Below are 19817 nucleotides of genomic sequence, written 5' to 3'. Positions count from 1 at the left end.
TGCGTTCCGTTGTCGCCGCCCGCGCTATTCGAGCACGGTCTCGGCCGCGGCCAGGTGCGGCTGCGCGCTTTGCCAGTGGCCGCCGCGGCCGCGCTTGGCCTGGTACATGGCTTCGTCGGCCTTCTGCAGCAGGCCCGCGGCGGTCTGCGCGTGCAGCGGGAACACCGCCAGGCCGATGCTGAGCGAGGCCTCGATGCTGGCGCCGCCGCTGAGCTGGATCGGGTCCTTCATGCGCAGCAGGATGTGCTCGGCCACCTGGATGATGTCGGCCGGCTTGCGCAGCGCGGTGATCAGCACGGCGAACTCGTCGCCGCCGATGCGCGCGACCAGGTCGCCGTCGCGCAGGCAGGCGCGGATGCGCTGGGCGATGCCGGCCAGCACTTCGTCGCCGGCGGCATGGCCGAAGGTGTCGTTGATTTCCTTGAAGGCGTCGCTGTCGAGGTAGAGCACGCCGACGCGCGCCTTCGAGGCGGTGGCGAAGCGCACCGCGCGGTGCAGCGCGTCCTCGAAGGCGGCGCGGTTGAGCACCCCGGTCAGGCTGTCGTGGCTGGCGCGGTGCGCGAGCGAGCGGTTCTCGTGCTGGAGCTGGTCCTGCCAGCTTTCGAGCTCGTCGAGCAGGCCGTTGAAGTCCTCGCCCAGCGCATTGAGCTCGGCGATGTGCGCCGGCGGTGTGCGCTGGTCGAAGGCCCGCTCGGAACGCACCGCGTGGGCCACGCGCATGAGGTTGCGCACCGGCTCGATGATGTGCACCAGCATGCGGCTCGACATGTAGTGCGCGCTCACCGCCGTCAGCAGCAGGCAGGCCAGCAGGCCGAACAGGCCGCTGAGCACGAACTCGAACAGCTTGCCGGGATCGGCGGTCAGGCGCACGGTGCCGACCACCTGCGTCTCGTGCATGATGACCTGCTCCACCGAGCCGGGCGCCATCAGCCGGCTGGCCAGCTTCTGCAGGCCGGCGAAGCGCGCGCGCACGGGCTGCTGCCATTCGGCCAGCAGGCGGCTGTCGCGGTCGTAGACGCTGGCCTGCGCCACTTCCGCGGTGGCGATGGCGACCAGCGCGTCGCGCGCCGCGGCCGGGTCGCGGAACACCACCGGCGCTTCCAGCGTATAGGCCAGCGAACGCGCGATCAGGTGCAGGTTGTGGTCGGCATAGACGCGCAGCGCGGTCAGCCCGAGCGCGGTCAGCGAGAGGCCGGCCGTGCAGACGGCGATCAGCGCCACGCTCAGGTGAATGCGGCGCAGCGCGTGATAGAGCGTGGGGCGCGGCGGCGGCGCGTCCGGGCGCGAGCGCGGCTTCATAGCGCGGGCGTCCGCCGCCGGCCGAGCTGCAGCACGCCGGGATGGATGTGGATGCCGCTGCGCGCGACCGAGTCGAGGTTGACGCGGAAGGTGACGCGGTTGTCGGCCACGTTGAGGCAGAACATGCTGCCGGTCTCGCACTCGAAGTCTTCCTCGGTGATGACCAGCACCGGGCGCCCGCTCAGTTCGGCCGCCACCCGCCGGCGGCTGGCGTCGGTCATCGCGGCCAGGTAGACGGAATCGCAGCCGGTCATCGCGCCGGCGCCGGTGACGTCGATGCGGCGCGCCTGCACCACGCGCCCGGTGGCGAGCGTGCCGCCATCGGCCAGTTTGCCAGCATAGCGCGCCGTGCCGTCCACGCACAGGCGCAGCACCTCGCGCTCGACCGGCCAGCGCGCGTAGCCGAGCAGGCTGTACACCGTGCGCACCACGGCCTCGGAGCGCGACTGCGGGGTATCGGCCGCGGCGCCGGGCGGCGGCACGCACAGCAGCGCGGCGCACAAGGCCGACAGGAGGCGGAGGAGCGGAAGCCGGCGCAGGTACCTGGGCCGGCTGCCCGCATCGTCCGGGACGATCGCGGAATGGGGCAAGAAAGGACTACCTGCCAAGTGACGGGTTCCGGGCAGACCGGGCCGAACTGCGCGCGAACCGGTCCGGTTCTGGTTGGCGCGCGGTGCCCCCGCGCGCACCGCGCCGGGGAAAGCCGTGCCAGACCACATACTATATCGGCGCGGCGGGAACGTTATTTACCCCTCCGATAGGCGGAAGCCCGTGGCCGCCCCGGCTGAGCAGGCCGACCCTGCGCGCTTGCGGCGTTGCGCCCCGCGCTCATTACAATGGGGCCTGGCCCATCCCGCGCAACGCGCCGCCTCCCATGAGCGACACCAAGACACCGCTGCGCTCCCTGCCGGCGCGGCTCTACCTGCTGGGCGCCGCCATCCTGGCGGCCGGCTGGACCGCCGCCGTGCTGGTCTACCTGAACGCCGCGCGCGCGGAAACCTCGCCCGACCTGCTGTACGGTCCCGGCTGGCAGCGGCAGTACGACTTCCAGCTCGAGCGCATCGGCGGCAAGGCGGCGGTGCTGGCGGCCGAGTTCTCGCAGTGGTTCGGCGGCCTGTGGCACGGCCGGCAACTGGCGGTGACGCTGGCGATCCTGGCCACGGTGGCGGCGCTGCTGTGCTTCGCGGTGGCGCACGAGCTGGCGCTCATGGCGAGGCACCGGCGCGGCGGGGAAGACGGGGGCGAGGACTGAGCGCCGCGTCGGCGGTCGCGCCGGCGCCGCACTGAAGCCACACTGAAGCCGCACCGAGCCCATACAAGGCCGCCCCGACGCCGCCCTGGCGCGTCAGAGCAGCGGCAGGCCCGCGTTGCGCTTGACCTCGCGCAGCGACAGCAGCGACTCCACCGCCGTCACGCCGGGCAAGGTGCGCAGGACGTCGCGCATGAAGATGCCGTAGTCGTCGAGGTCGCGCGCCACCACCAGCAGCAGGTAGTCGGCGCTGCCCGATACGTTGTGGCACGAGATGATGCGCGGGATGGCCTGCACCTCGCGCTCGAAGCGGTCGGACAGTTCGCGGCTGTGCACGCCGAAGCGCACCTGCGTGAAGGCCATCAGCCCCAGCCCGAGCGCCCGGCGCGACAGCATGGCGCGATAGCCCTCGATGTAGCCCTCGGCCTCGAGCCGCCTGAGCCGGCGCGCGCACGGCGTCTCGCTCAGTCCCACGGATTCCGCCAGGCTGGCGTTGGTGGCGCGGCCGTCGGCCTGCACCGCCGCCAGGATCGCGCGGTCCAACTTGTCGAGTTCCATCGCCGTTTCTCCCGGAAATGGGCAAAGATTAGCGCATTCCTCCAAAGGATGGCCGCTGGCCGTGGAAAATCGCCTGAAATCCCTCCGCCTCCGGCGCGATCATGATGCCGTTCCCAACGGAGTCGCATCATGGTTTCCCTGCATCTGCTGCTGACCTTCATCGGCGCGCTGGCCGTGGTCTACGCGCTGCCCGGCCCCGACATGGCGCTGGTGCTCCAGACCAGCACCGCGCGCGGCGTACCGCACGGGCTGGCCACCGCCGCCGGGCTGGCGCTGGCGCGGGCCGCGCACGTCACGCTTTCCGCGTGCGGCGTGGCCGCGCTGCTGCGCGCGGCGCCGTGGCTGTACCAGGGCGTGCGCGTGGCCGGCGGCCTGTACCTGGCCTGGGTGGCCATCCAGATCCTGCGCGGCCCGGCCTTCGGCATGGAAGCCGGCGCGGGCCGCGCCGACGCCGCTGCGCCGCTGCGCGCCTCGGTGGCGCGCGGCGCGCTGAGCAGCCTGCTCAACCCGAAGGCGCTGCTGTTCTGCTCGGTGCTGCTGCCGCAGTTCGTCGACCCGCACGGCGCGCCGGTGTGGTCGCAGGTGCTGGAGCTTGGCGTGGTGCTGGTGCTGACCGGCATCGCCTTCGACCTGGCCTGCGTGTTCGGCGCGGTGCGCATGGCCGCGTGGCTGCGCGGCAGCCCGCGCGCGCAGGCCTTCCAGCGCTGGTCGTTCTCGGCGGTACTGCTGGCCTTCGCGGCGCGGCTGTCGCTGGAGTGAGCGCGGCGCCGGTCATTCCAGCGGGTAGCGCCTGACGAGGTCGCCGAGCCGCGCGCTGTCCTCGCGCACCTGCGCCGCGAACTCGGCCGGCGAGTTGACCACCGGCTCGGCGCCGGCGGCGGCGATGGTCTTGCGCACGTCGGCATCCTTCACGGCTTCGCGCAGCGCGGCCACCACGCCCTGCAGCACCGGCGCCGGCGTGCCCCTGGGCGCGAACAGGCCGTACCACGTGACGGACTGGAACTGCGGGTAGCCGGCCTCCGCGGTGGTGGGCACCTCGGGCAGCGCGGCCGCGCGCTTCGGCCCCTGCGTGGCCAGGATGCGCAGCGCGCCGCTCTTGTAGTGCGGCAGCGCCGCCGTGATGCCGGTAAACGCCAGGTTGACGTTGTTGGCGATCAGGTCGGTGACGATGGGGCCGGTGCCGCGGTAATTGACCACGACGAGGTTGGGCAGGCCGGCCTCCTCCGCGAGCTGCCTGCCCGAGATGCGCGCGAGGCTCTCGCCGCTGCCCAGCGAGCACGAGCGGCCCGGCGCCTTGCAGTACTGCACGAACTCGGCCAGCGTCTTCACCGGCAGCTTGCCGCTCGCCACCACGGCGGCGGGCGACTGCGAGATGGCCGTCACCGGATCGAGCCGCGCGAGCGGGTCGACGCCCTTGAGGCCCGGCGTGTACCGCGTGACCACGATGGCCGGCACCTGCAGCAGCAGCGTGTAGCCGTCGGGCCGGGCCTCCATCACGCGGCGCGTGCCGATCAGGCCGTCGGCGCCGGGCAGGTTCTCCACCACCACGGGCTGGCCCCACAGCACGCCGAGCTGCTTCGACACGGCGCGCGCGGTGGCGTCGGTGCCGCCGCCGGCCGCGTAGGGCACCACCAGCGTGACGGGGCGGTCCGGGCGCCACGCGGCCTGCGTGCCGGCGGCGGCCGATGCTGCAGCCGATGCGGCCAGCGAGGCCGCGGGCGCGGCGGCCAGCAGCGCCACGGCGCACGCGGGCGCCGCCAGGGCGCGCGCGAGGCCATGCCGTCGTTCGACGAAGGGATGCATGTTGTCTCCTTGTTTTTCCATGTTCTTATGTGTCCGCCCGACGCGGCAGCGAGCGGGCGGCGGCGGGCGGCGGATCAGGCCGCGTCCCCGCGCCGCACCGCCCACGCCCACGGCCGGCGCGCGCGGTCGGCCTGCTGCCAGGCGCGGATCAGTTCGTCGTCCTTGAGCGTGAGGCCGATGTCGTCGAGGCCGTGCAGCAGCGCCTCGCGGCGCAGCGGGTCGACCGGAAACGCGATGGCGGTGCCGTCGGGCGCGGTCAGCGTGGCCGCCGCCAGGTCCACCCGCAGCGGCGCGCCGCGCGCGCACTGCGCGGCCAGGGCCGTCACCGCCGCCGCGGGCAGGCGGATCGGCAGCAGGCCGTTCTGGAAGCAGTTGTTGTAGAAGATGTCGCCGTAGCTCGGCGCGATCACGCAGCGCACGCCCATGCCCATCAGCGCCCACACCGCGCCCTCGCGCGAGGAGCCGCAGCCGAAGTTGGCGCCGGCCAGCAGCACCGGCGCGCCGCGGAAGGCCGGCTGGTTGAGCACGAAGCCGGGGTCCTCGCTGCCGTCGGCGCGGTAGCGCAGCGCCTCCAGCGCGTAGGGGCCGAGCTGGTCGCGCGGCAGGCTGGTCAGGCGCTCGATGCGGATGATGACGTCGGTGTCGAGGTTGGCGCGCAGCAGCGGCGCGGCCGCGCCCGTCACCACGGTAAACGGTGGCATGGTCATGCAAGGCTCCGCACGTCGGTGATGCAGCCGGTCACGGCCGCCGCGGCGGCCATCGCCGGGCTGGCGAGATGGGTGCGGGCGCCCGGTCCCTGGCGCCCGACGAAGTTGCGGTTGGAGGTGGAGACCGAGCGCTGCCCGGGCGGCACCTGCTCGCCGTTGGCGGCCACGCACATGCTGCAGCCCGGCTCGCGCCAGGCGAAGCCGGCCGCCTCGAACACCGCGCGCAGGCCCTCGGCCTCGGCCGCGCGCCTGACGTTCTCGGAGCCCGGCACCACCCACGCCGTCACGCCCGGCGCGACGTGGCGCCCGCGCGCCACGGCGGCGGCGGCGCGCAGGTCGGACAGGCGCGAGTTGGCGCACGAGCCGATGAAGACCCAGTCGACCGGCGTGCCGGCGATCGGCGCGTTGGGCGCCAGGCCCATGTAGTCCAGCGCGGCGCCGATGGCCGCGCGCGCCGCGTCGTCGGACGCCGCGGCCGGGTCGGGGATGGTGCCGCCGATGGCGATGGCCTGCTCGGGGCTGGTGCCCCAGGTGATGGTCGGCACCACCGCCGCGGCATCGATCGTCTCTTCGCGGTCGAACCGCGCGCCGTCGTCGCTGGCCAGCGTGCGCCAGTAGTCCGCCGCCGCCTCGAACTGCGCGCCGGCGGGCGCGTAGGGACGGCCGCGCAGCCATTCGATGGTGCGCTCGTCCGGCGCCACCATACCGAAGCGCGCGCCCAGCTCCACGCTGAGATTGCACAGCGTCAGGCGCCCCTCCACCTCCAGCGCGCTGATGGCCGGGCCGGCGAACTCGATGGCGTGGTCCACGCCGGCGGCCGCGCCGAGCTTGCCGATGATGTGCAGCGCGAGGTCCTTGGCGGTGACGCCCGCGGCCAGCGCGCCTTCGCAGCGGATGCGCATGCGGCGCGGCTTCTGCTGGCGCAGCGTCTGCGTGGCGAGCGCGTGCGTGCTCTCGGACGAGCCCACGCCGAACGCCATCGCGCCGAGGCCGCCGTTGGTGCAGGTGTGGCTGTCGCCGCAGATCACGGTCAGGCCCGGCAGCACGATGCCCAGCTCGGGCCCCATCACGTGGACGATGCCCTGCCCCGGCTGGCCGAGGTCGAACAGGGTCACGCCGGCCGCCGCGGTACTCTCGCGCAGCGCGGTCCACAGCCGCCCGCCTGGGGCGAAGGTATGGCCGTCGCGCCCGGGGCGGCTCGACACCGCGTGGTCCGGCGTGGCGAACACCAGCGCCGGATCGTGCAGCGGCAGGCCGCGCGCGGCCACCTGGCCCAGCGCGGGCGGGCCGGACAGGTCGTGCAGCAGGTGGCGGTCGATGTGCAGCAGCGCCCAGCCATCGCCGAGCTCGCGCACCACGTGCGCGTCCCAGAGCTTGTCGAACAGGGTGCGCGGCATGTTCAGCCCGCCTTTGCGCCGGCCGGCGCGTCGAGGTGGGTGGCGCGCGCGCCGGCGTTGAAGCGCTGGCGCAGGCCGTCCCATTCGTCGGCGCCGAAGCGGCGGAAGGTCTGGCCCACGCTGGCCGACACCGCCGGCGCGGTGAAGGTGGCCCTGAGCTGCGCCAGCGCGGCGTCGCCGGCCTCGATGGCGGCCTTGAGCATCAGCCCCGGCAGGATGGCCAGCTTGTAGCCCATCGCCTCGGCCTCGCGCAGGTCGAAGACCGGCGTGCGCCCGCCGGGCACCACGTTGAGCAGGCACGGGCCGCGCACCAGCCGGGGCACCGCCGCCACTTCCTCCAGCGTCTGCGTGGCTTCCACGAAGGCCATGTCGGCGCCGGCCCCGAGCGCGGCGTTGGCGCGCCGCACGGCTTCGTCCAGCCCCAGCACGGCGCGCGCGTCGGTGCGCGCGATGATGAGGAAGTCCGGCGTGCGGCGCGCCTCCACGGCGGCGCGGATCTTGGAGACGAACTCGTCGTGCGCGATCACTTCCTTGCCGTCCAGGTGGCCGCAGCGCTTGGGCGCGACCTGGTCCTCGATGTGGACCGCGGCCACGCCGCGCGCCTCGTACTCGCGCACGGTGCGGGTGACGTTGAGCTCGTTGCCGTAGCCGGTGTCGGCGTCGGCGATCAGCGGAATGGCCGTGGCGCGCGCCATCACCGCCGCGTTCTCGACCATCTCGCTCATGGTCAGCAGGCCGAAGTCGGGAAAGCCGCGCGCGGCCGAGGTGCCGGCGCCGGTCATGTAGCAGGCGGCAAAGCCGGCCTGCTCGACCAGGCGGGCGCCGATGGCATCGTATGCGCCGGGGGCGATGATCATGCCGGGCGCCCGGAGGCGCTGGCGGAGGGTGGCTGCGGGAGTCATTGGGTGGTCCTGTGGTGCGTTTTGGCGGGAAATGGGCGGGTGGCGCGGGATGCGGAACAGGGAATGCGGGATGCGTGACCGGCGACGCGGCCGGCCGGCGGCCTCGCCATGCCTGCGCGATCCTCGTCTCCGTTGTTCTTGTCGCTCGTGTTTATGTGTTTATATTCTAGATACAACTACTCGCGACAGTCAAGAACGGGAAAATCCCGCAGGAAGCGTTGTGCTATGCTCCCCACGCCACGAAAACGCCATCCCATGCCGCGCAATACCACCACCGCTTCGCCGCTTTCGCCGCTGGGCCAGATGCCCGGCACCTCGCTGCATCGCCAGTTGTTCATCGTGCTGCGCGACGAAATCACGCGCGGCGTCTACGCGGAAACCGGGGCCCTGCCGAAGGAAGAGGCGCTGTGCGAGCGCTTCAGCGTGTCGCGCATCACGGTGCGGCGCGCGCTGGCCGACCTGGCCGCGCTCGGCATGGTGGAGCGCCGCCACGGGCTGGGCACCTTCGTGCGCCCCGAGGCGCGGGTGGAGCGCAGCAGCCCCACGCTGAGCGTGATCGACGGCCTGCGCAAGACCGCGCTGGAAACCGAGGTGGAGGTACTGGAAGTGAGCACGGCGGTGCCGCCGCCGGACATCGCCGCGCTGCTGCAGCTGCCGCCCGGCGAGCGCGCCGTGCACGCGCTGCGCCTGCGCAGCATGTCGGGCACGCCGGTCATGCTGACCGATGCCTGGGTGCCGGCCGCGCTGGGCAGGCGCGTGACCGCCGCGGCGCTGCGCAAGCGCGCGCTCTACGAGATCCTGATGGCGCAGGGCGTGAAGTTCGGCCGCGTGGTGCAGGAGATTTCCGCGCAGGCCGCCGACCCGGCCATCGCCGGCTGGCTGCATACCGAGGTCGGCGCGCCGCTGCTGAAGCTGGTGCGGCTGATGCACGATCCCGCCGCGCGGCCGGTGCAATACATCACGGTATCGATGTCGCCCGAGCGCAGCCGGATCCTGATGGACATCTCGGCCGACCAGGTGAACACGCTGAGCGCCGGGCGCTTCGTGCACGACGTGCCGAAGGACTGAGGCGCCAGGGCGCCGGGAACGGGCGGGTGGCACCCGGCGGGCCGGCGCTCAGGCACGGCCGGGATGCCGCGCGCGGCATGGCGCGCGCGGCGACTTGCCGCCGGCTCAGCCGGCGACGCGCGGCCTGACGCGGCTGGCGGCGTCCTTGGCGCGCGCGCGCGCGGTTTCCACGTCGGCGTCGTAGGCCAGCGCCACGCCCATGCGGCGCTTGACGAAACTTTCCGGCTTGCCGAACAGGCGCAGCTCGGTCTGCGGCACGCGCAGCGCTTCGTCCACGCCGTCGAAGACCACGCCGGCCGCGTCCACGCCGCCGTAGATCACGGCGCTGGCGCCCGGGCTCTTGAGCGCGGTGCTGACCGGCAGGCCGAGGATGGCGCGCGCGTGCAGCTCGAACTCGTTCTGCCACTGGGTGATCATCGTGACCATGCCGGTGTCGTGCGGGCGCGGGCTGACTTCGCTGAACCAGACCTGCTCGCCCTTGACGAACAGCTCCACGCCGAACAGGCCCTGCCCGCCGAGGTTGGCGGTGACGGCCTGGGCGATTTGCTGCGCGGTCTCGAGCGCGGCCGGGTGCATCGGGTGCGGCTGCCAGCTTTCCACGTAGTCGCCGCTGACCTGCACGTGGCCGATGGGCTCGCAGAAGTGCGTGCCGACCTGGCCGTCGGCGCCGACCGCGCGCACCGTCAGCAGCGTGATCTCGTAGTCGAAATCGATGAAGCCTTCCACGATCACGCGGCCGTGGCTGACGCGGCCGCCGGCCATCGCGTAGTCCCAGGCGGCCTTGACGCCCTCGGGGCCGTCGATCTTGCTCTGGCCCTTGCCGGAGCTGCTCATCACCGGCTTGACCACGCACGGGTAGCCGATGCCGCCGTCGATGGCGGCCTGCAGTTCTTCGAGCGAGTCGCAGAACTTGTAGGGGCTGGTGGGCACGCCGAGCGTTTCCGCGGCCAGGCGGCGGATGCCTTCGCGGTCCATCGTGAGCCGCGCCGCGCGCGCGGTGGGGATCACGCGCACCACGCCCTGCGCTTCCAGCGCTTCGAGCATGGGCGTGGCGATGGCTTCGATCTCCGGCACCACGAGGTCGGGCCGCTCGGCCTCGATCAGCGCCTTGAGCTGCTCCGGATCGCTCATGGCGATGGTGCGGGCATGGTGCGCGACCTGCTGGCCGGGCGCGTTGTCGTAACGGTCGACCGCGATGGTTTCCACGCCGAGCCGCTGCAGCGCGATCAGGACTTCCTTGCCGAGTTCGCCGGAGCCCAGCAGCATGACTTTGGTCGCGCCGGGCGACAGGGGGGTGCCGAGAGTGGTCATCTGAGACCTTCGAGATCAAGTCAAAACCGGGATTGTACGTCGAGGCCGGCGGCACCCCCGCGCGGGCCCGCTCAGGGAATCAGCTTGCGCACGTCGCGCTGCCACGACGGCTCGCCGCAGCCCGAGGGGCTTTCCGGACCGAGCAGCGTGAAGTAGCCGCGGCCCTTCATGCAGGCCTCGTAGGCGCGCACCTTGGCGCACCGGCCGGCGCCGGCCTGCTGCGCGGCGGCCTTGCACTGCGCGATGGAGCGGTCCATCGGGCCGAAGTCGAGGAAGTCCGGATTCACGGCGCCGGCGGCGAAGCTGTCGGGGCCGCCGGCCGAGAACTCGACGGGCCCGGTGCAGCCGGCCAGCAGCAGGGCCGCGGCCATCAGCGCACCGGCGGGAACGGACCAGCGGAATCTCATGGCACGGCCTCCGGAAGTGAGTGCTGCTGGATCATACCCCGATGTCCGCCGCCATTCGCGCGCGCCGGCGGCGATTTTTGCGGCGCGGCCTTGGAACGCGCGCGCCGGGCAAATACACTTCGTCCACGGCTTCCATCCCGGACGCCATCGCATCAGGAGTGAGCATGAAGATCGACTTGTCGGGCAAGATCGCCCTGGTTTCCGGCTCCACCGCCGGCATCGGCCTGGCCACCGCCAGGGGACTTGCCGGCGCCGGCGCGCGCGTGATCGTCAACGGCCGCAGCGAGGCCACCGTCGCCCGCGCGCTGGAGGCCTTGCGCGGCGCGGTGCCCGGCGCCGACGTAGTGGGCTTTGCCGGCGACCTCGCCGACGCGGCCGTGTGCGCGCGGCTGGTGGCGGAGCAGCCGCACGTCGACGTGCTGGTCAACAACCTCGGCATCTTCCAGGTGCAGGACTTCTTCGAGACGCCGGACAGCGAATGGGAGCGCTTCTTCGACGTCAACGTGCTGTCCGGCGTGCGGCTGGCGCGCGCCTACGCGCCGTCGATGGTCCAGCGCAAGTGGGGGCGCATCGTGTTCATCTCGTCCGAATCGGCCATCAACATCCCGACCGAGATGATCCACTACGGCTTCACCAAGACGGCGCAGCTGGCGGTGTCGCGCGGGCTGGCCAAGCGCCTGGCCGGCACCGGCGTGACCGTCAACGCGGTGCTGCCGGGGCCGACGCTGTCCGAGGGCGTGGCCGAGATGCTCAAGGACGAGGTGCAGAAGACGGGCCGGCCGATCGAGGAAGTCGCCGCCGATTTCGTCAAGGCGCACCGCTCCACCTCGATCATCCAGCGCGCGGAGACCGTCGACGAAGTGGCCAACATGATCGTCTACGTCTGCTCGCCGCAGGCGTCCGCCACCACCGGCGCCGCGCTGCGCGTGGACGGCGGCGTGGCCGACACCGTCATCTGATCGCGCCACCGGCGCGCCGACAAGACCGGGGCGCCCGCGAAGGGGCACCGGCGGGCGCCGGCAGGCCGCCCCGATCGCCGGGGCGCGAGCCGTGCGATGCAAGAAAAAACAGAAAGGCCGGCCGGTCCCCGTCACGGGACCGGCCGGCCTTTTTGCATTGCGCGCCGTCCATTGCGCGCCATATTCCGGCGGCGGATTTCATTCGCCCGCGCGATGCCGTTAAAGCGCCGCAATATGTGCACTGCGCAAAAACAAGAATACCGAACCGCGCAGGAAAAATGGCGCTGAAAATACGCTGAATTCACATTGAAAATACGTTGAATACACGCGGAAATTCCGCCCGGCGTGAGCGTATACCCTCTGTCCGCCGCGATTGCGGCGCCGGGATTACCGGCCTACCATGAATTTGAACGTGCCCCCACGGCAGCCCCGCGTTCGAACGGTGTCATTAGATATAACGTTAAAGATATAACGACTAAGGGAGACATCAGATGCAAGATTATCAAAGCCTTGTCTTTGTGTGCGCTATTGCCCTCGTGTGCCTTTATGTCGTACTGGGCACGCTGGCGCAGTCCCGCGCCATCAAATTCGGCGCCCCCGCCATTGTTTCCGTGCTCATGCTAGCCTTCTCCATTTCGCCGTGGCACGCGGTGGGTTGAGCCGTCAGCACAATTCCTGACAGCACATCCGCTACTCCGCCGCGGCATGGTTCATGCCGCGGCCGCACCGTGCGCCCGGTTTCCACGAGGAGGCTTACGATGCGCCGCAGCATAGTGCATTGCGTCATTGCGATATCCGCGGGCCTGACGGCCCTGCCGGGCGCGGTCCATGCACAGACCGCCCAGGCTTTCACCGCCGGTCCCGTCGACCTGCTGGCCGGCCCCGGAAGGGAATACCCGGTGGTCGCGCAACTGGCCGGCGGCACGCCGCTGTCGGTGATGGGCTGCGTCAGCCAGTACACGTGGTGCGACGTGGCGCTGCCCAACCTGCGCGGCTGGGTCTACGGCGGCATGCTCAGCTATCCGTACCAGGGCGGCGGCGTGCCGGTGCTCAGCTACGGCGCCATGATCGGCCTGCCCATCATCACGTTCTCGCTCGGCTCGTACTGGGGCAACTACTATCGCAACCGGCCCTGGTATCACGACCAGGGCCGCTGGGCGCACCGCCCGCCGCCCGGGCGCTATCCCGGTTATCCGCCGCCGCATGCGCGCCCGCCCGGCGGGCCGTCGCATGGCGGACCGCCACACGGCGGGCGTCCGCCCGGCTACGGCGGCGGAGGCCACGGCGGTGGCGGCGGTGGTCATGGCGGTGGTGGCGGTGGTGGTGGTCACGGCGGCGGTGGCGGTCACGGCGGCGGCGGTGGCGGTCATGGCGGCGGTGGTGGTGGTCATGGTGGCGGCCACGGTGGTGGCGGAGGCGGCGGCCACGGTGGTGGCCACGGCGGCCGCTAGTCTCCGGTCTCCCGCGGGTGGCAGGCACTGGCAAACGGGTTCACCCGGCGTGCGCACTGCGGCCATTGCCGCGCGCGCCGGCGTGGCCCAGAATTTCTCCGGACGCGGTCCGCACGAACGCCCGCCATTCAAGAAGAAAGACACCAAGGAGACCAACCACCATGCGCGATTACGCGGAGGCCATCGGCAGCTTTTCCTATGAAGCCGCGCTGGCGGCATGCCTGAACGGCACGCCCGAGGCGCTCAACGCCTGCGTCGAATGCTGCGACCGCCACGCGCTGCCGGGCCGCATCGCCCTGTTCTGGGAAGGCCGCGACGGCACCAGCGAGACCTACACGTTCACCCAGCTGCAAAAGCTCTCGGCGCAGTTCGCGGGCTTTCTCAAGGCGCAGGGCATCGGCCCCGGCGACCGCGTGGCCGGGCTGCTGCCGCGCACGCCGGAACTGCTGGCCACCATCCTCGGCACCTGGCGCGCGGGCGCGGTCTACCAGCCGCTGTTCACCGCGTTCGGGCCGAAGGCCATCGAGCACCGGCTGCAGACCTCGGGCGCGCGCCTGGTCGTCACCGACGGCGCCAACCGCGGCAAGCTCGACGACGTGCAGGGCTGCCCCGCCGTGCTCACCGTGGCCGGCGCCAAGGGCCGCGGCCTGGTGCGCGGCGACTTCAGCTTCTGGGCCGAGCTGGAGCGCCAGCCGGCGGATTTCGCCCCGGTCATGCGCAAGGGCAGCGATCCGTTCCTGATGATGTTCACCTCCGGCACCACCGGCCCCGCCAAGCCGCTGCTGGTGCCGCTCAAGGCGGTGGCGGCGTTCGCCGGCTACATGCGCGACGCGGTGGACCTGCGCCCCGGGGACGCATTCTGGAACCTGGCCGATCCGGGCTGGGCCTACGGCCTGTATTACGCGGTCACCGGGCCGCTGGCGCTGGGACACCCCACCACGTTCTACGACGGCCCGTTCAGCGTCGAAAGCACCTGCCGCGTGATCGACAAGTACGGCATCACCAACCTGGCCGGCTCGCCCACCGCGTACCGCCTGCTGATCGCCGCGGGCAAGGCCGTGTCCGGGCCGCTGCGCGGCAAGCTGCGCGCGGTCAGCAGCGCGGGCGAGCCGCTCAACCCCGAGGTCATCCGCTGGTTCGCCGACCAGCTCGGCGTCACCATCCACGACCACTACGGCCAGACCGAGCTGGGCATGGTGCTGTGCAACCACCACGCGCTGCGCCATCCAGTGCACGTGGGCGCGGCCGGCTTCGCCAGCCCGGGCCACCGCGTGGTGGTGCTCGACGACGAGGCGCGCGAACTCGGCGCGGGCCAGCCCGGCACGCTGGCGCTGGACCTGGAGCAGTCGCCGATGTGCTGGTTCGGCGGCTACCACGGCACGCCCACCGGCGCCTTCGTCGGCAAGTACTACCTGACCGGCGACACCGCCGAGCTGAACCCGGACGGCAGCATCAGCTTCATCGGCCGCGCCGACGACGTCATCACCACCTCCGGCTACCGGGTCGGCCCGTTCGACGTGGAGAGCGCGCTGATCGAGCACCCGGCCGTGGTCGAGACCGCGGTGATCGGCAAGCCCGACGCGGAGCGCACGGAACTGATCAAGGCCTTCGTCGTGCTGGACCCGCAGTACCGCGCCAGCCCCGAGCTGGCCGAGGAACTGCGCCTGCACGTGCGCAACCGCCTGGCGGCGCACGCCTACCCGCGCGAGATCGAGTTCGTGGCCGAGCTGCCCAAGACGCCGAGCGGCAAGGTCCAGCGCTTCATCCTGCGCAACCACGAAGTGGCGAAGCAGCGCGAGGCCGTGGCGCCGGCGTAGGCCGGGAGCACGGACGGCGGCACCGCGGCCTGTGCCGCCGCGCGGTGCGTCATCGCGCCCGCGCGCGTTCGACACAATGTGCGGCAGCCAACATAAGGCGGCCCGCCAGGACCGTGCCCCACGTCACGGGGGAATGCGGGATGTCGCCCTTGCTGCACAGCAGCAGCATCTAACCGAAATTGTCCGGGTATGTCCCTAGGGGCTAACGAAATAGCGCCCTCTAGAATCAGCCCCTGGATGGTGCACTGCGCAATGCAAGGCCCATCCTCTTCCGAACCAGACCCTCGTCCCGCGCCGCGCGGCACCGCCGCCGCGCATGCCGGCCGCACCTTGGCCACGCGGCGGGGCGAATCACAGGAGAGCACGCATGTTCGTTTTTCCGTCCGAGCAGTTCGCCGAAGTCCAGAAGGCCAGTTTCGCCAACCTGTTCGCGCTGACGAATACGGCCTTCGACGGTTTCCAGAAGCTGGCCGAGCTGAACCTGCAGGTAGCGAAGTCGTCGCTGGCCGAGAGCCAGGACAACATCCAGGCCGCCCTGTCGGGCCGCGACCTGCGCGATGTCTTCACCACCCAGGGCACGCTGGCCCAGCCCGCGGCGGAGAAGGCGCTGTCGTATGCGCGCCAGGTGTACGAGATCGCCACCGAGACGCAGGCCGAGCTGGCCAAGACGGTGGAAGCGCAGTACGAGCAGAACAGCCGCCGCGTGCAGGGCTTCGTCGACACCTTCGTGAAAAACGCGCCGGCCGGTTCGGAAGCCCTCACGGCGCTGCTGAAATCGACGGTCGCGGCCGCCAACAACACCTACGAATCGGTGCAGAAGGCGACCAAGCAGGCCGCCGAGACGGTCAAGTCGAACATCGAGGCCTCGGCCGCGGCCGCCAGCGGCGCCGTGCAGCAGGGCACCCGCCGCGCCACCAAGGCGGCCTGACCCGGCGGCAGGAAAAATCCGCCGCCAACGGCGGATTGGCGCCAGGGCGGGGCAACTGCGGGACAGCGGCGGCGCAATATCGATGCATATTGATGCAATGGCGCTGCGATAGCGCTGCAATAGCGACGCCGCCGCGGCGAAACACCGCCCGGCGCGGCCCCGGTGCCGCGCCGGGCGCGGCGGGCCTACTTGCCGCCCTTGCCCTTCATCAGGTTCTTCGCTTCCTCGATGTTCTGCTCGGCGCGCTTGGTGATCACCGCCAGCGCCTCGGCCTGCGATTTCTGCGCCATCTCGGCCAGCTCGCGCATGTTGTTGAATGCCTTCTGCAGGCCCTGCTGCACGAATTCGCCCTGCTTGGCCATCGCCTCGGCGGGGTTGCCGCCGGCGCCCATCTGCTGCGCCGCGGACTGGATCTCCTGCATGGTCTTGCTCAGGATCTCGGTCTGTTTCTGCACCAGCGCCTGCATGCCCTGGTAGGCCACCTTGTTGGCTTCCGTGAGCGCGTCGATGTCCTTGCGCCGGGCTTCGATCACCGAGGTCATGTCGACGCCGGGGAGCTTGAACTGCTCAAGCAGCTTGCTGAAATCGGTAAACGGATTTGAGGTCGTGGCCATGATGCATCTCCTCGCAAGGGGGAATCGTGAAATGAGCCGCGCCAGGCGTCGGCTTGCCGCGCGCAGATCGCCGGCGCGGTGACTCCAGTGTAGCGCGTGCCGCACAGCGCGCGGAAACGAATGCGGCCCTTGTCCCGCAAATCCGCCGCGCCCATTCAAAATCCGCGAACGCTTCTTTCGAAACTCTGAACTGGTCCGCGCGCCGGGCCGTCGATACACTCGCCCGCATCGTTGGCCCCCTTGCGGAGAACCCATGCTTCATCAGGCTTTGGCCGGCATCAAGGTGCTGGATTTGTCGCGGATCCTGGCCGGCCCCTGGTGCACGCAGAACCTCGCCGACCTCGGCGCCGAAGTCACCAAGGTGGAGCGCCCCGGCCACGGCGACGACACGCGCGGCTGGGGTCCGCCCTACCTGCGGGACGCCGAAGGCGAGGACAGCCTCTCCGCGTACTTCATCTGCTGCAACCGCGGCAAGCGCTCGGTCGCCATCGACTACGCCACGCCCGAGGGCGCCGCGCGCATCCGCGCGCTGGCGCTGGAGGCGGACGTGCTGGTGGAGAACTTCAAGGCCGGCACGCTGCGCCGCTACGGGCTGGACTACGACACGCTCAAGGCGCTCAACCCGCGCCTGGTCTACCTGTCGATCACCGGCTTCGGCCAGAGCGGCCCGATGGCCGACAAACCCGGCTACGACTACGTGTTCCAGGGCATGGGCGGCCTCATGAGCTACACCGGCCACCCCGACGGCGAGCCCGGCGCCGGCCCGCTGCGCACCGGCGTGGCGGTGGTGGACCTGACCACCGGCATGTACGCCACCTCGGCGGTGCTGGCGGCGCTGCTGCGCCGGCACGCCACCGGCGCGGGCGAATACCTCGACATCGCGCTGCTCGACGTGGCCGTGGCGCTCAACGCCAACCAGGCTTCCAACTACCTGGTGTCGGGCCGCGCGCCGCAGCGCAGCGGCAACGCCCATCCCAACTGCGCGCCCTACGAAGTGTTCCGCTGCGCCGACGGCCACCTGATCCTGGCCATCGGCAACGACGCGCAGTTCGCCCGCTTCTGCGAAGTGGCCGGCCTCGCCGCGCTGGCAACGGACGCGCGCTACGCCACCAACTCGGCGCGCATCGACAACCTGCCGGCGCTGCGCGCGCTCCTCGCCGAGGTGTTTCCCACGCGCGCGCGGCAGGCATGGACCGACGCCTTCGACGCGGCCGGCGTGCCGTGGGGGCCGATCAACTCGATGGACGAAGTCTTCGCCCATCCGCAGGTGCGGCACCGCCAGCTCGTGCAGAGCGCCGAGCATCCCACGCTCGGGCGCGTGCCGATGATCCGCAACCCGATGCTGGCCGCCGCCGGCGCGCCGCCGTGCGCCGCGCCGCCGCTGCTGGGCGAGCACGACGCGCCGGCGCGCGCCTGACGCCGGCGCCCGGCCGACCTGACGGCGCGCGCGGCATCGCGCATGCCGGCGCGCACGACATCGCGCGCAACACGAAAACACATCCATCACCGGAGACACCGCTTGCACAACCGCATCCTCGCCATCCCCCTTCTCGCCGGCCTCGGCCTCGGCCTTTGCGCCGGCGCCCACGCCGCCTACCCCGACAAGCCGGTCAAGCTGATCGTGCCCTACGCCGCGGGCGGCACCACCGACATCATCGCGCGCATCGTCGGCACGCGCCTGGGCGCCGTGCTCAGGCAGCCGGTGGTGGTGGAGAACCGCCCCGGCGCCGGCGGCGCGGTCGGCAGCGCCTATGCCGCCAAGCAGCCCGCGGACGGCTACACGCTGGTGATGGAGGTGGAAAGCTCGCACGCGGTCAATCCCAACGTGTACGCCAAGACCGCCTACGACCCGGTCAAGGACTTCGACCCCATCAGCAACCTGGCCGACGTGCCCAACGTGCTGGTGGTCAACCCGGCCTTCCCGGCCGCCGACCTGCCCGCCTTCATCAAGCTGCTCAAGGCCGAGCCCGGCAAGTATTCGTTCGGCTCGTCCGGCAACGGCGGCCTGAGCCACATGAACGGCGAGCTGTTCATGAGCGAGACCGGCACGAAGATGCTGCACGTGCCCTACAAGGGCCTGGGCCCGGCGCTGAACGACGCGGTGGCGGGACAGATCCAGGTGGTGTTCGACAACATCCCGTCGTCTTCCGGCCTGATCCAGGGCGGGCGCCTGCGCCCGCTCGCGGTGGCGGCCAGGCAGCGCCTCAAGGTGCTGCCCAACGTGCCCACCTACGCCGAGGCCGGCCTGCCGGCGATGAACAATCCTTCGTGGTTCGGCCTCGGCGCGCCCGCCGGCACGCCGGCCGCCATCCTCGACCAGCTCAACGACGCCGTGCGCCGCGTGCTGGCCGAGCCCGAGGTGGTGGCCGCCATCGAGAAGCAGGGCGCCATTCCCAGCCCGATGTCGCGCAAGGCCTTCGCCGACCTGATCCGCGGCCAGAACGCGCACTGGAAGCAGGTCGTCGAAGACATCCATTTCACCAGACTGCAGTAAGGCGCGACCATGACATCGACAGACACCACGCCGAACCACGCCGGCGTCGAGATCGACGGGCGCGGCGTCGCCACGCTCACCATCCGCGAGGCCGGCTCGCTCAACATCCTCGGCACGCCGGTGATCGCCGCGCTCACCGCGGCCGTGCGGGAGCTGGCCGGGCGCGACGGCGTGCGCGTGCTGATCGTGCGCGGCGCCGGCGAGAAGGGTTTCGTCGGCGGCGCCGACATCAAGGAAATGGCCGCGCTGACGCGCGCCAGCGGCGAGGCGTTCATCAGCGGACTGCGCGGCCTGTGCGACGCGCTGCAGCACTTCCCCGCGCCGGTGATCGCGCGCATGCCGGGCTGGTGCCTCGGCGGCGGGCTGGAGCTGGCACTGGCCTGCGACATCCGCATCGCCGCCGACAACGCCCAGCTCGGCATGCCCGAAGTGAAGGTCGGCATTCCCTCGGTGATCCACGCCGCGCTGATGCCGCGCCTGGTCGGCAACGCGCGCGCCACGTGGATGCTGCTGACCGGCGAGCTCGCCGACGCGCGCGAAGCGCTGGCGTGGGGCCTGGTCAGCAAGGTGGTGCCGCTGGCCGGGCTCGACGCCGAGGTGGAGCGCGTCGCCGCCCTGCTGGCGGGCTTCGGCCCGGCCGTGGTGCGCCAGCAGAAGCGCCTGCTGCGCGAGTGGGAAGACGCGCCGCTGGACGTGTCCATCGCCAACAGCGTGAAGGAATTCGGCAGCGCCTTCGAGACCGGCGAGCCGCAGCGCTACATGAGCGAGTTCCTGCGGCGCAAGCGGCAGGAACGGTAGAAGCGGTGGAAGCGGTCGGGGCGGCCGGGGCCGCCGCTCCGTCCCGCAGGTCTTC

General features: G+C 71.5%; 21 protein-coding genes. 11 read left to right on the top strand and 10 right to left on the bottom strand.

The window, feature by feature from the left end; translation table 11 throughout:
• Nucleotides 1-24: 24 nt before the first annotated feature.
• Together ACWTPI_RS21605 and ACWTPI_RS21600 are read right to left on the bottom strand one after the other, a co-directional pair.
• A complete protein-coding gene (locus ACWTPI_RS21605) occupies nt 25-1299 on the bottom strand; it encodes a diguanylate cyclase domain-containing protein (RefSeq protein ID WP_020206224.1) in 1275 nt (424 codons plus the stop codon).
• Entirely contained in the window at nt 1296-1889 is a 594-nt protein-coding gene (locus tag ACWTPI_RS21600) for a YfiR family protein (RefSeq protein WP_020206225.1), read from the bottom strand. The genes ACWTPI_RS21605 and ACWTPI_RS21600 overlap by 4 nt, the downstream gene beginning before the upstream one ends.
• A 284-nt stretch (nt 1890-2173) precedes the next feature.
• Between ACWTPI_RS21600 and ACWTPI_RS21595 the strand changes: the two genes are divergently transcribed.
• On the top strand, nt 2174-2551 hold the full coding sequence (locus ACWTPI_RS21595) for a hypothetical protein (protein WP_059412279.1): 378 nt from the start codon (nt 2174-2176) through the stop codon (nt 2549-2551).
• Between the two features lie 93 nt (nt 2552-2644).
• Here the strand turns inward: ACWTPI_RS21595 and ACWTPI_RS21590 are convergent, their stop codons facing one another.
• Entirely contained in the window at nt 2645-3106 is a 462-nt protein-coding gene (locus tag ACWTPI_RS21590) for an Lrp/AsnC family transcriptional regulator (protein WP_059412278.1), read from the bottom strand.
• 129 nt (nt 3107-3235) lie between these two features.
• On the opposite strand from ACWTPI_RS21590, the gene ACWTPI_RS21585 reads away from it, so the two are divergent.
• Nucleotides 3236-3865, top strand: a complete 630-nt coding sequence (locus ACWTPI_RS21585) for a LysE family translocator (RefSeq protein WP_454732672.1) — start codon at nt 3236-3238, stop codon at nt 3863-3865.
• Nucleotides 3866-3877: 12 nt separating this feature from the next.
• Here the strand turns inward: ACWTPI_RS21585 and ACWTPI_RS21580 are convergent, their stop codons facing one another.
• The 4 genes from ACWTPI_RS21580 to ACWTPI_RS21565 form a co-directional block, all read right to left on the bottom strand.
• Nucleotides 3878-4909, bottom strand: a complete 1032-nt coding sequence (locus ACWTPI_RS21580) for a Bug family tripartite tricarboxylate transporter substrate binding protein (protein ID WP_454732671.1) — start codon at nt 4907-4909, stop codon at nt 3878-3880.
• 74 nt (nt 4910-4983) lie between these two features.
• The gene (leuD, locus tag ACWTPI_RS21575) at nt 4984-5610 is read right to left on the bottom strand and encodes a 3-isopropylmalate dehydratase small subunit (RefSeq protein WP_454733988.1); all 627 of its coding nucleotides are present in this window, start codon (nt 5608-5610) and stop codon (nt 4984-4986) included.
• 2 nt (nt 5611-5612) lie between these two features.
• Nucleotides 5613-7013, bottom strand: a complete 1401-nt coding sequence (leuC, locus tag ACWTPI_RS21570; protein WP_059412275.1) for a 3-isopropylmalate dehydratase large subunit — start codon at nt 7011-7013, stop codon at nt 5613-5615.
• A gap of 2 nt (nt 7014-7015) precedes the next feature.
• Nucleotides 7016-7915, bottom strand: a complete 900-nt coding sequence (locus ACWTPI_RS21565; RefSeq protein WP_454732670.1) for an isocitrate lyase/PEP mutase family protein — start codon at nt 7913-7915, stop codon at nt 7016-7018.
• A gap of 255 nt (nt 7916-8170) precedes the next feature.
• Here ACWTPI_RS21565 and ACWTPI_RS21560 point away from each other — a divergent pair, with 255 nt between their 5' ends.
• On the top strand, nt 8171-8983 hold the full coding sequence (locus ACWTPI_RS21560; protein WP_454732669.1) for a GntR family transcriptional regulator: 813 nt from the start codon (nt 8171-8173) through the stop codon (nt 8981-8983).
• 105 nt (nt 8984-9088) lie between these two features.
• Here the strand turns inward: ACWTPI_RS21560 and purT are convergent, their stop codons facing one another.
• Nucleotides 9089-10294 (bottom strand): formate-dependent phosphoribosylglycinamide formyltransferase, encoded by a 1206-nt coding sequence (gene purT, locus ACWTPI_RS21555; RefSeq protein WP_020206234.1) that lies wholly within the window; start codon nt 10292-10294, stop codon nt 9089-9091.
• Between the two features lie 71 nt (nt 10295-10365).
• Nucleotides 10366-10701 carry a hypothetical protein gene (locus tag ACWTPI_RS21550; RefSeq protein ID WP_454732668.1) on the bottom strand — a complete coding sequence of 112 codons (336 nt, stop codon included), beginning with the start codon at nt 10699-10701 and terminating at the stop codon, nt 10366-10368.
• A 164-nt stretch (nt 10702-10865) separates the two neighbouring features.
• On the opposite strand from ACWTPI_RS21550, the gene ACWTPI_RS21545 reads away from it, so the two are divergent.
• The 5 genes from ACWTPI_RS21545 (at nt 10866) to ACWTPI_RS21525 (ending at nt 15856) form a co-directional block, all read left to right on the top strand.
• Nucleotides 10866-11660, top strand: a complete 795-nt coding sequence (locus ACWTPI_RS21545) for an SDR family NAD(P)-dependent oxidoreductase (protein WP_059412269.1) — start codon at nt 10866-10868, stop codon at nt 11658-11660.
• Between the two features lie 491 nt (nt 11661-12151).
• Nucleotides 12152-12319 (top strand): hypothetical protein, encoded by a 168-nt coding sequence (locus ACWTPI_RS21540; protein WP_020205073.1) that lies wholly within the window; start codon nt 12152-12154, stop codon nt 12317-12319.
• A 99-nt stretch (nt 12320-12418) separates the two neighbouring features.
• A complete protein-coding gene (locus tag ACWTPI_RS21535; protein ID WP_454732667.1) occupies nt 12419-13111 on the top strand; it encodes an SH3 domain-containing protein in 693 nt (230 codons plus the stop codon).
• 161 nt (nt 13112-13272) lie between these two features.
• Nucleotides 13273-14928, top strand: coding sequence for an AMP-binding protein (locus ACWTPI_RS21530; RefSeq protein WP_454732666.1), 1656 nt, complete (start codon nt 13273-13275; stop codon nt 14926-14928).
• Between the two features lie 367 nt (nt 14929-15295).
• Nucleotides 15296-15856, top strand: coding sequence for a phasin family protein (locus ACWTPI_RS21525; protein WP_059412265.1), 561 nt, complete (start codon nt 15296-15298; stop codon nt 15854-15856).
• A gap of 185 nt (nt 15857-16041) precedes the next feature.
• On the opposite strand, the gene ACWTPI_RS21520 is transcribed toward ACWTPI_RS21525, so the two are convergent.
• Nucleotides 16042-16470: a phasin family protein gene (locus ACWTPI_RS21520; RefSeq protein ID WP_020205069.1), complete on the bottom strand. Its 429-nt coding sequence runs from the start codon at nt 16468-16470 to the stop codon at nt 16042-16044.
• A 253-nt stretch (nt 16471-16723) separates the two neighbouring features.
• Here ACWTPI_RS21520 and ACWTPI_RS21515 point away from each other — a divergent pair, with 253 nt between their 5' ends.
• From ACWTPI_RS21515 to ACWTPI_RS21505, 3 genes are all read left to right on the top strand, one after another.
• The gene (locus ACWTPI_RS21515) at nt 16724-17887 is read left to right on the top strand and encodes a CaiB/BaiF CoA transferase family protein (RefSeq protein ID WP_059412261.1); all 1164 of its coding nucleotides are present in this window, start codon (nt 16724-16726) and stop codon (nt 17885-17887) included.
• 102 nt (nt 17888-17989) lie between these two features.
• Nucleotides 17990-18964: a tripartite tricarboxylate transporter substrate binding protein gene (locus ACWTPI_RS21510; protein ID WP_454732665.1), complete on the top strand. Its 975-nt coding sequence runs from the start codon at nt 17990-17992 to the stop codon at nt 18962-18964.
• Between the two features lie 9 nt (nt 18965-18973).
• On the top strand, nt 18974-19762 hold the full coding sequence (locus tag ACWTPI_RS21505; RefSeq protein WP_454732664.1) for an enoyl-CoA hydratase: 789 nt from the start codon (nt 18974-18976) through the stop codon (nt 19760-19762).
• The last annotated feature ends 55 nt before the right edge of the window (nt 19763-19817 follow it).

The organism is Cupriavidus ulmosensis (assembly GCF_977008105.1).
This window is presented reverse-complemented; position numbering and strand designations above follow the sequence as displayed.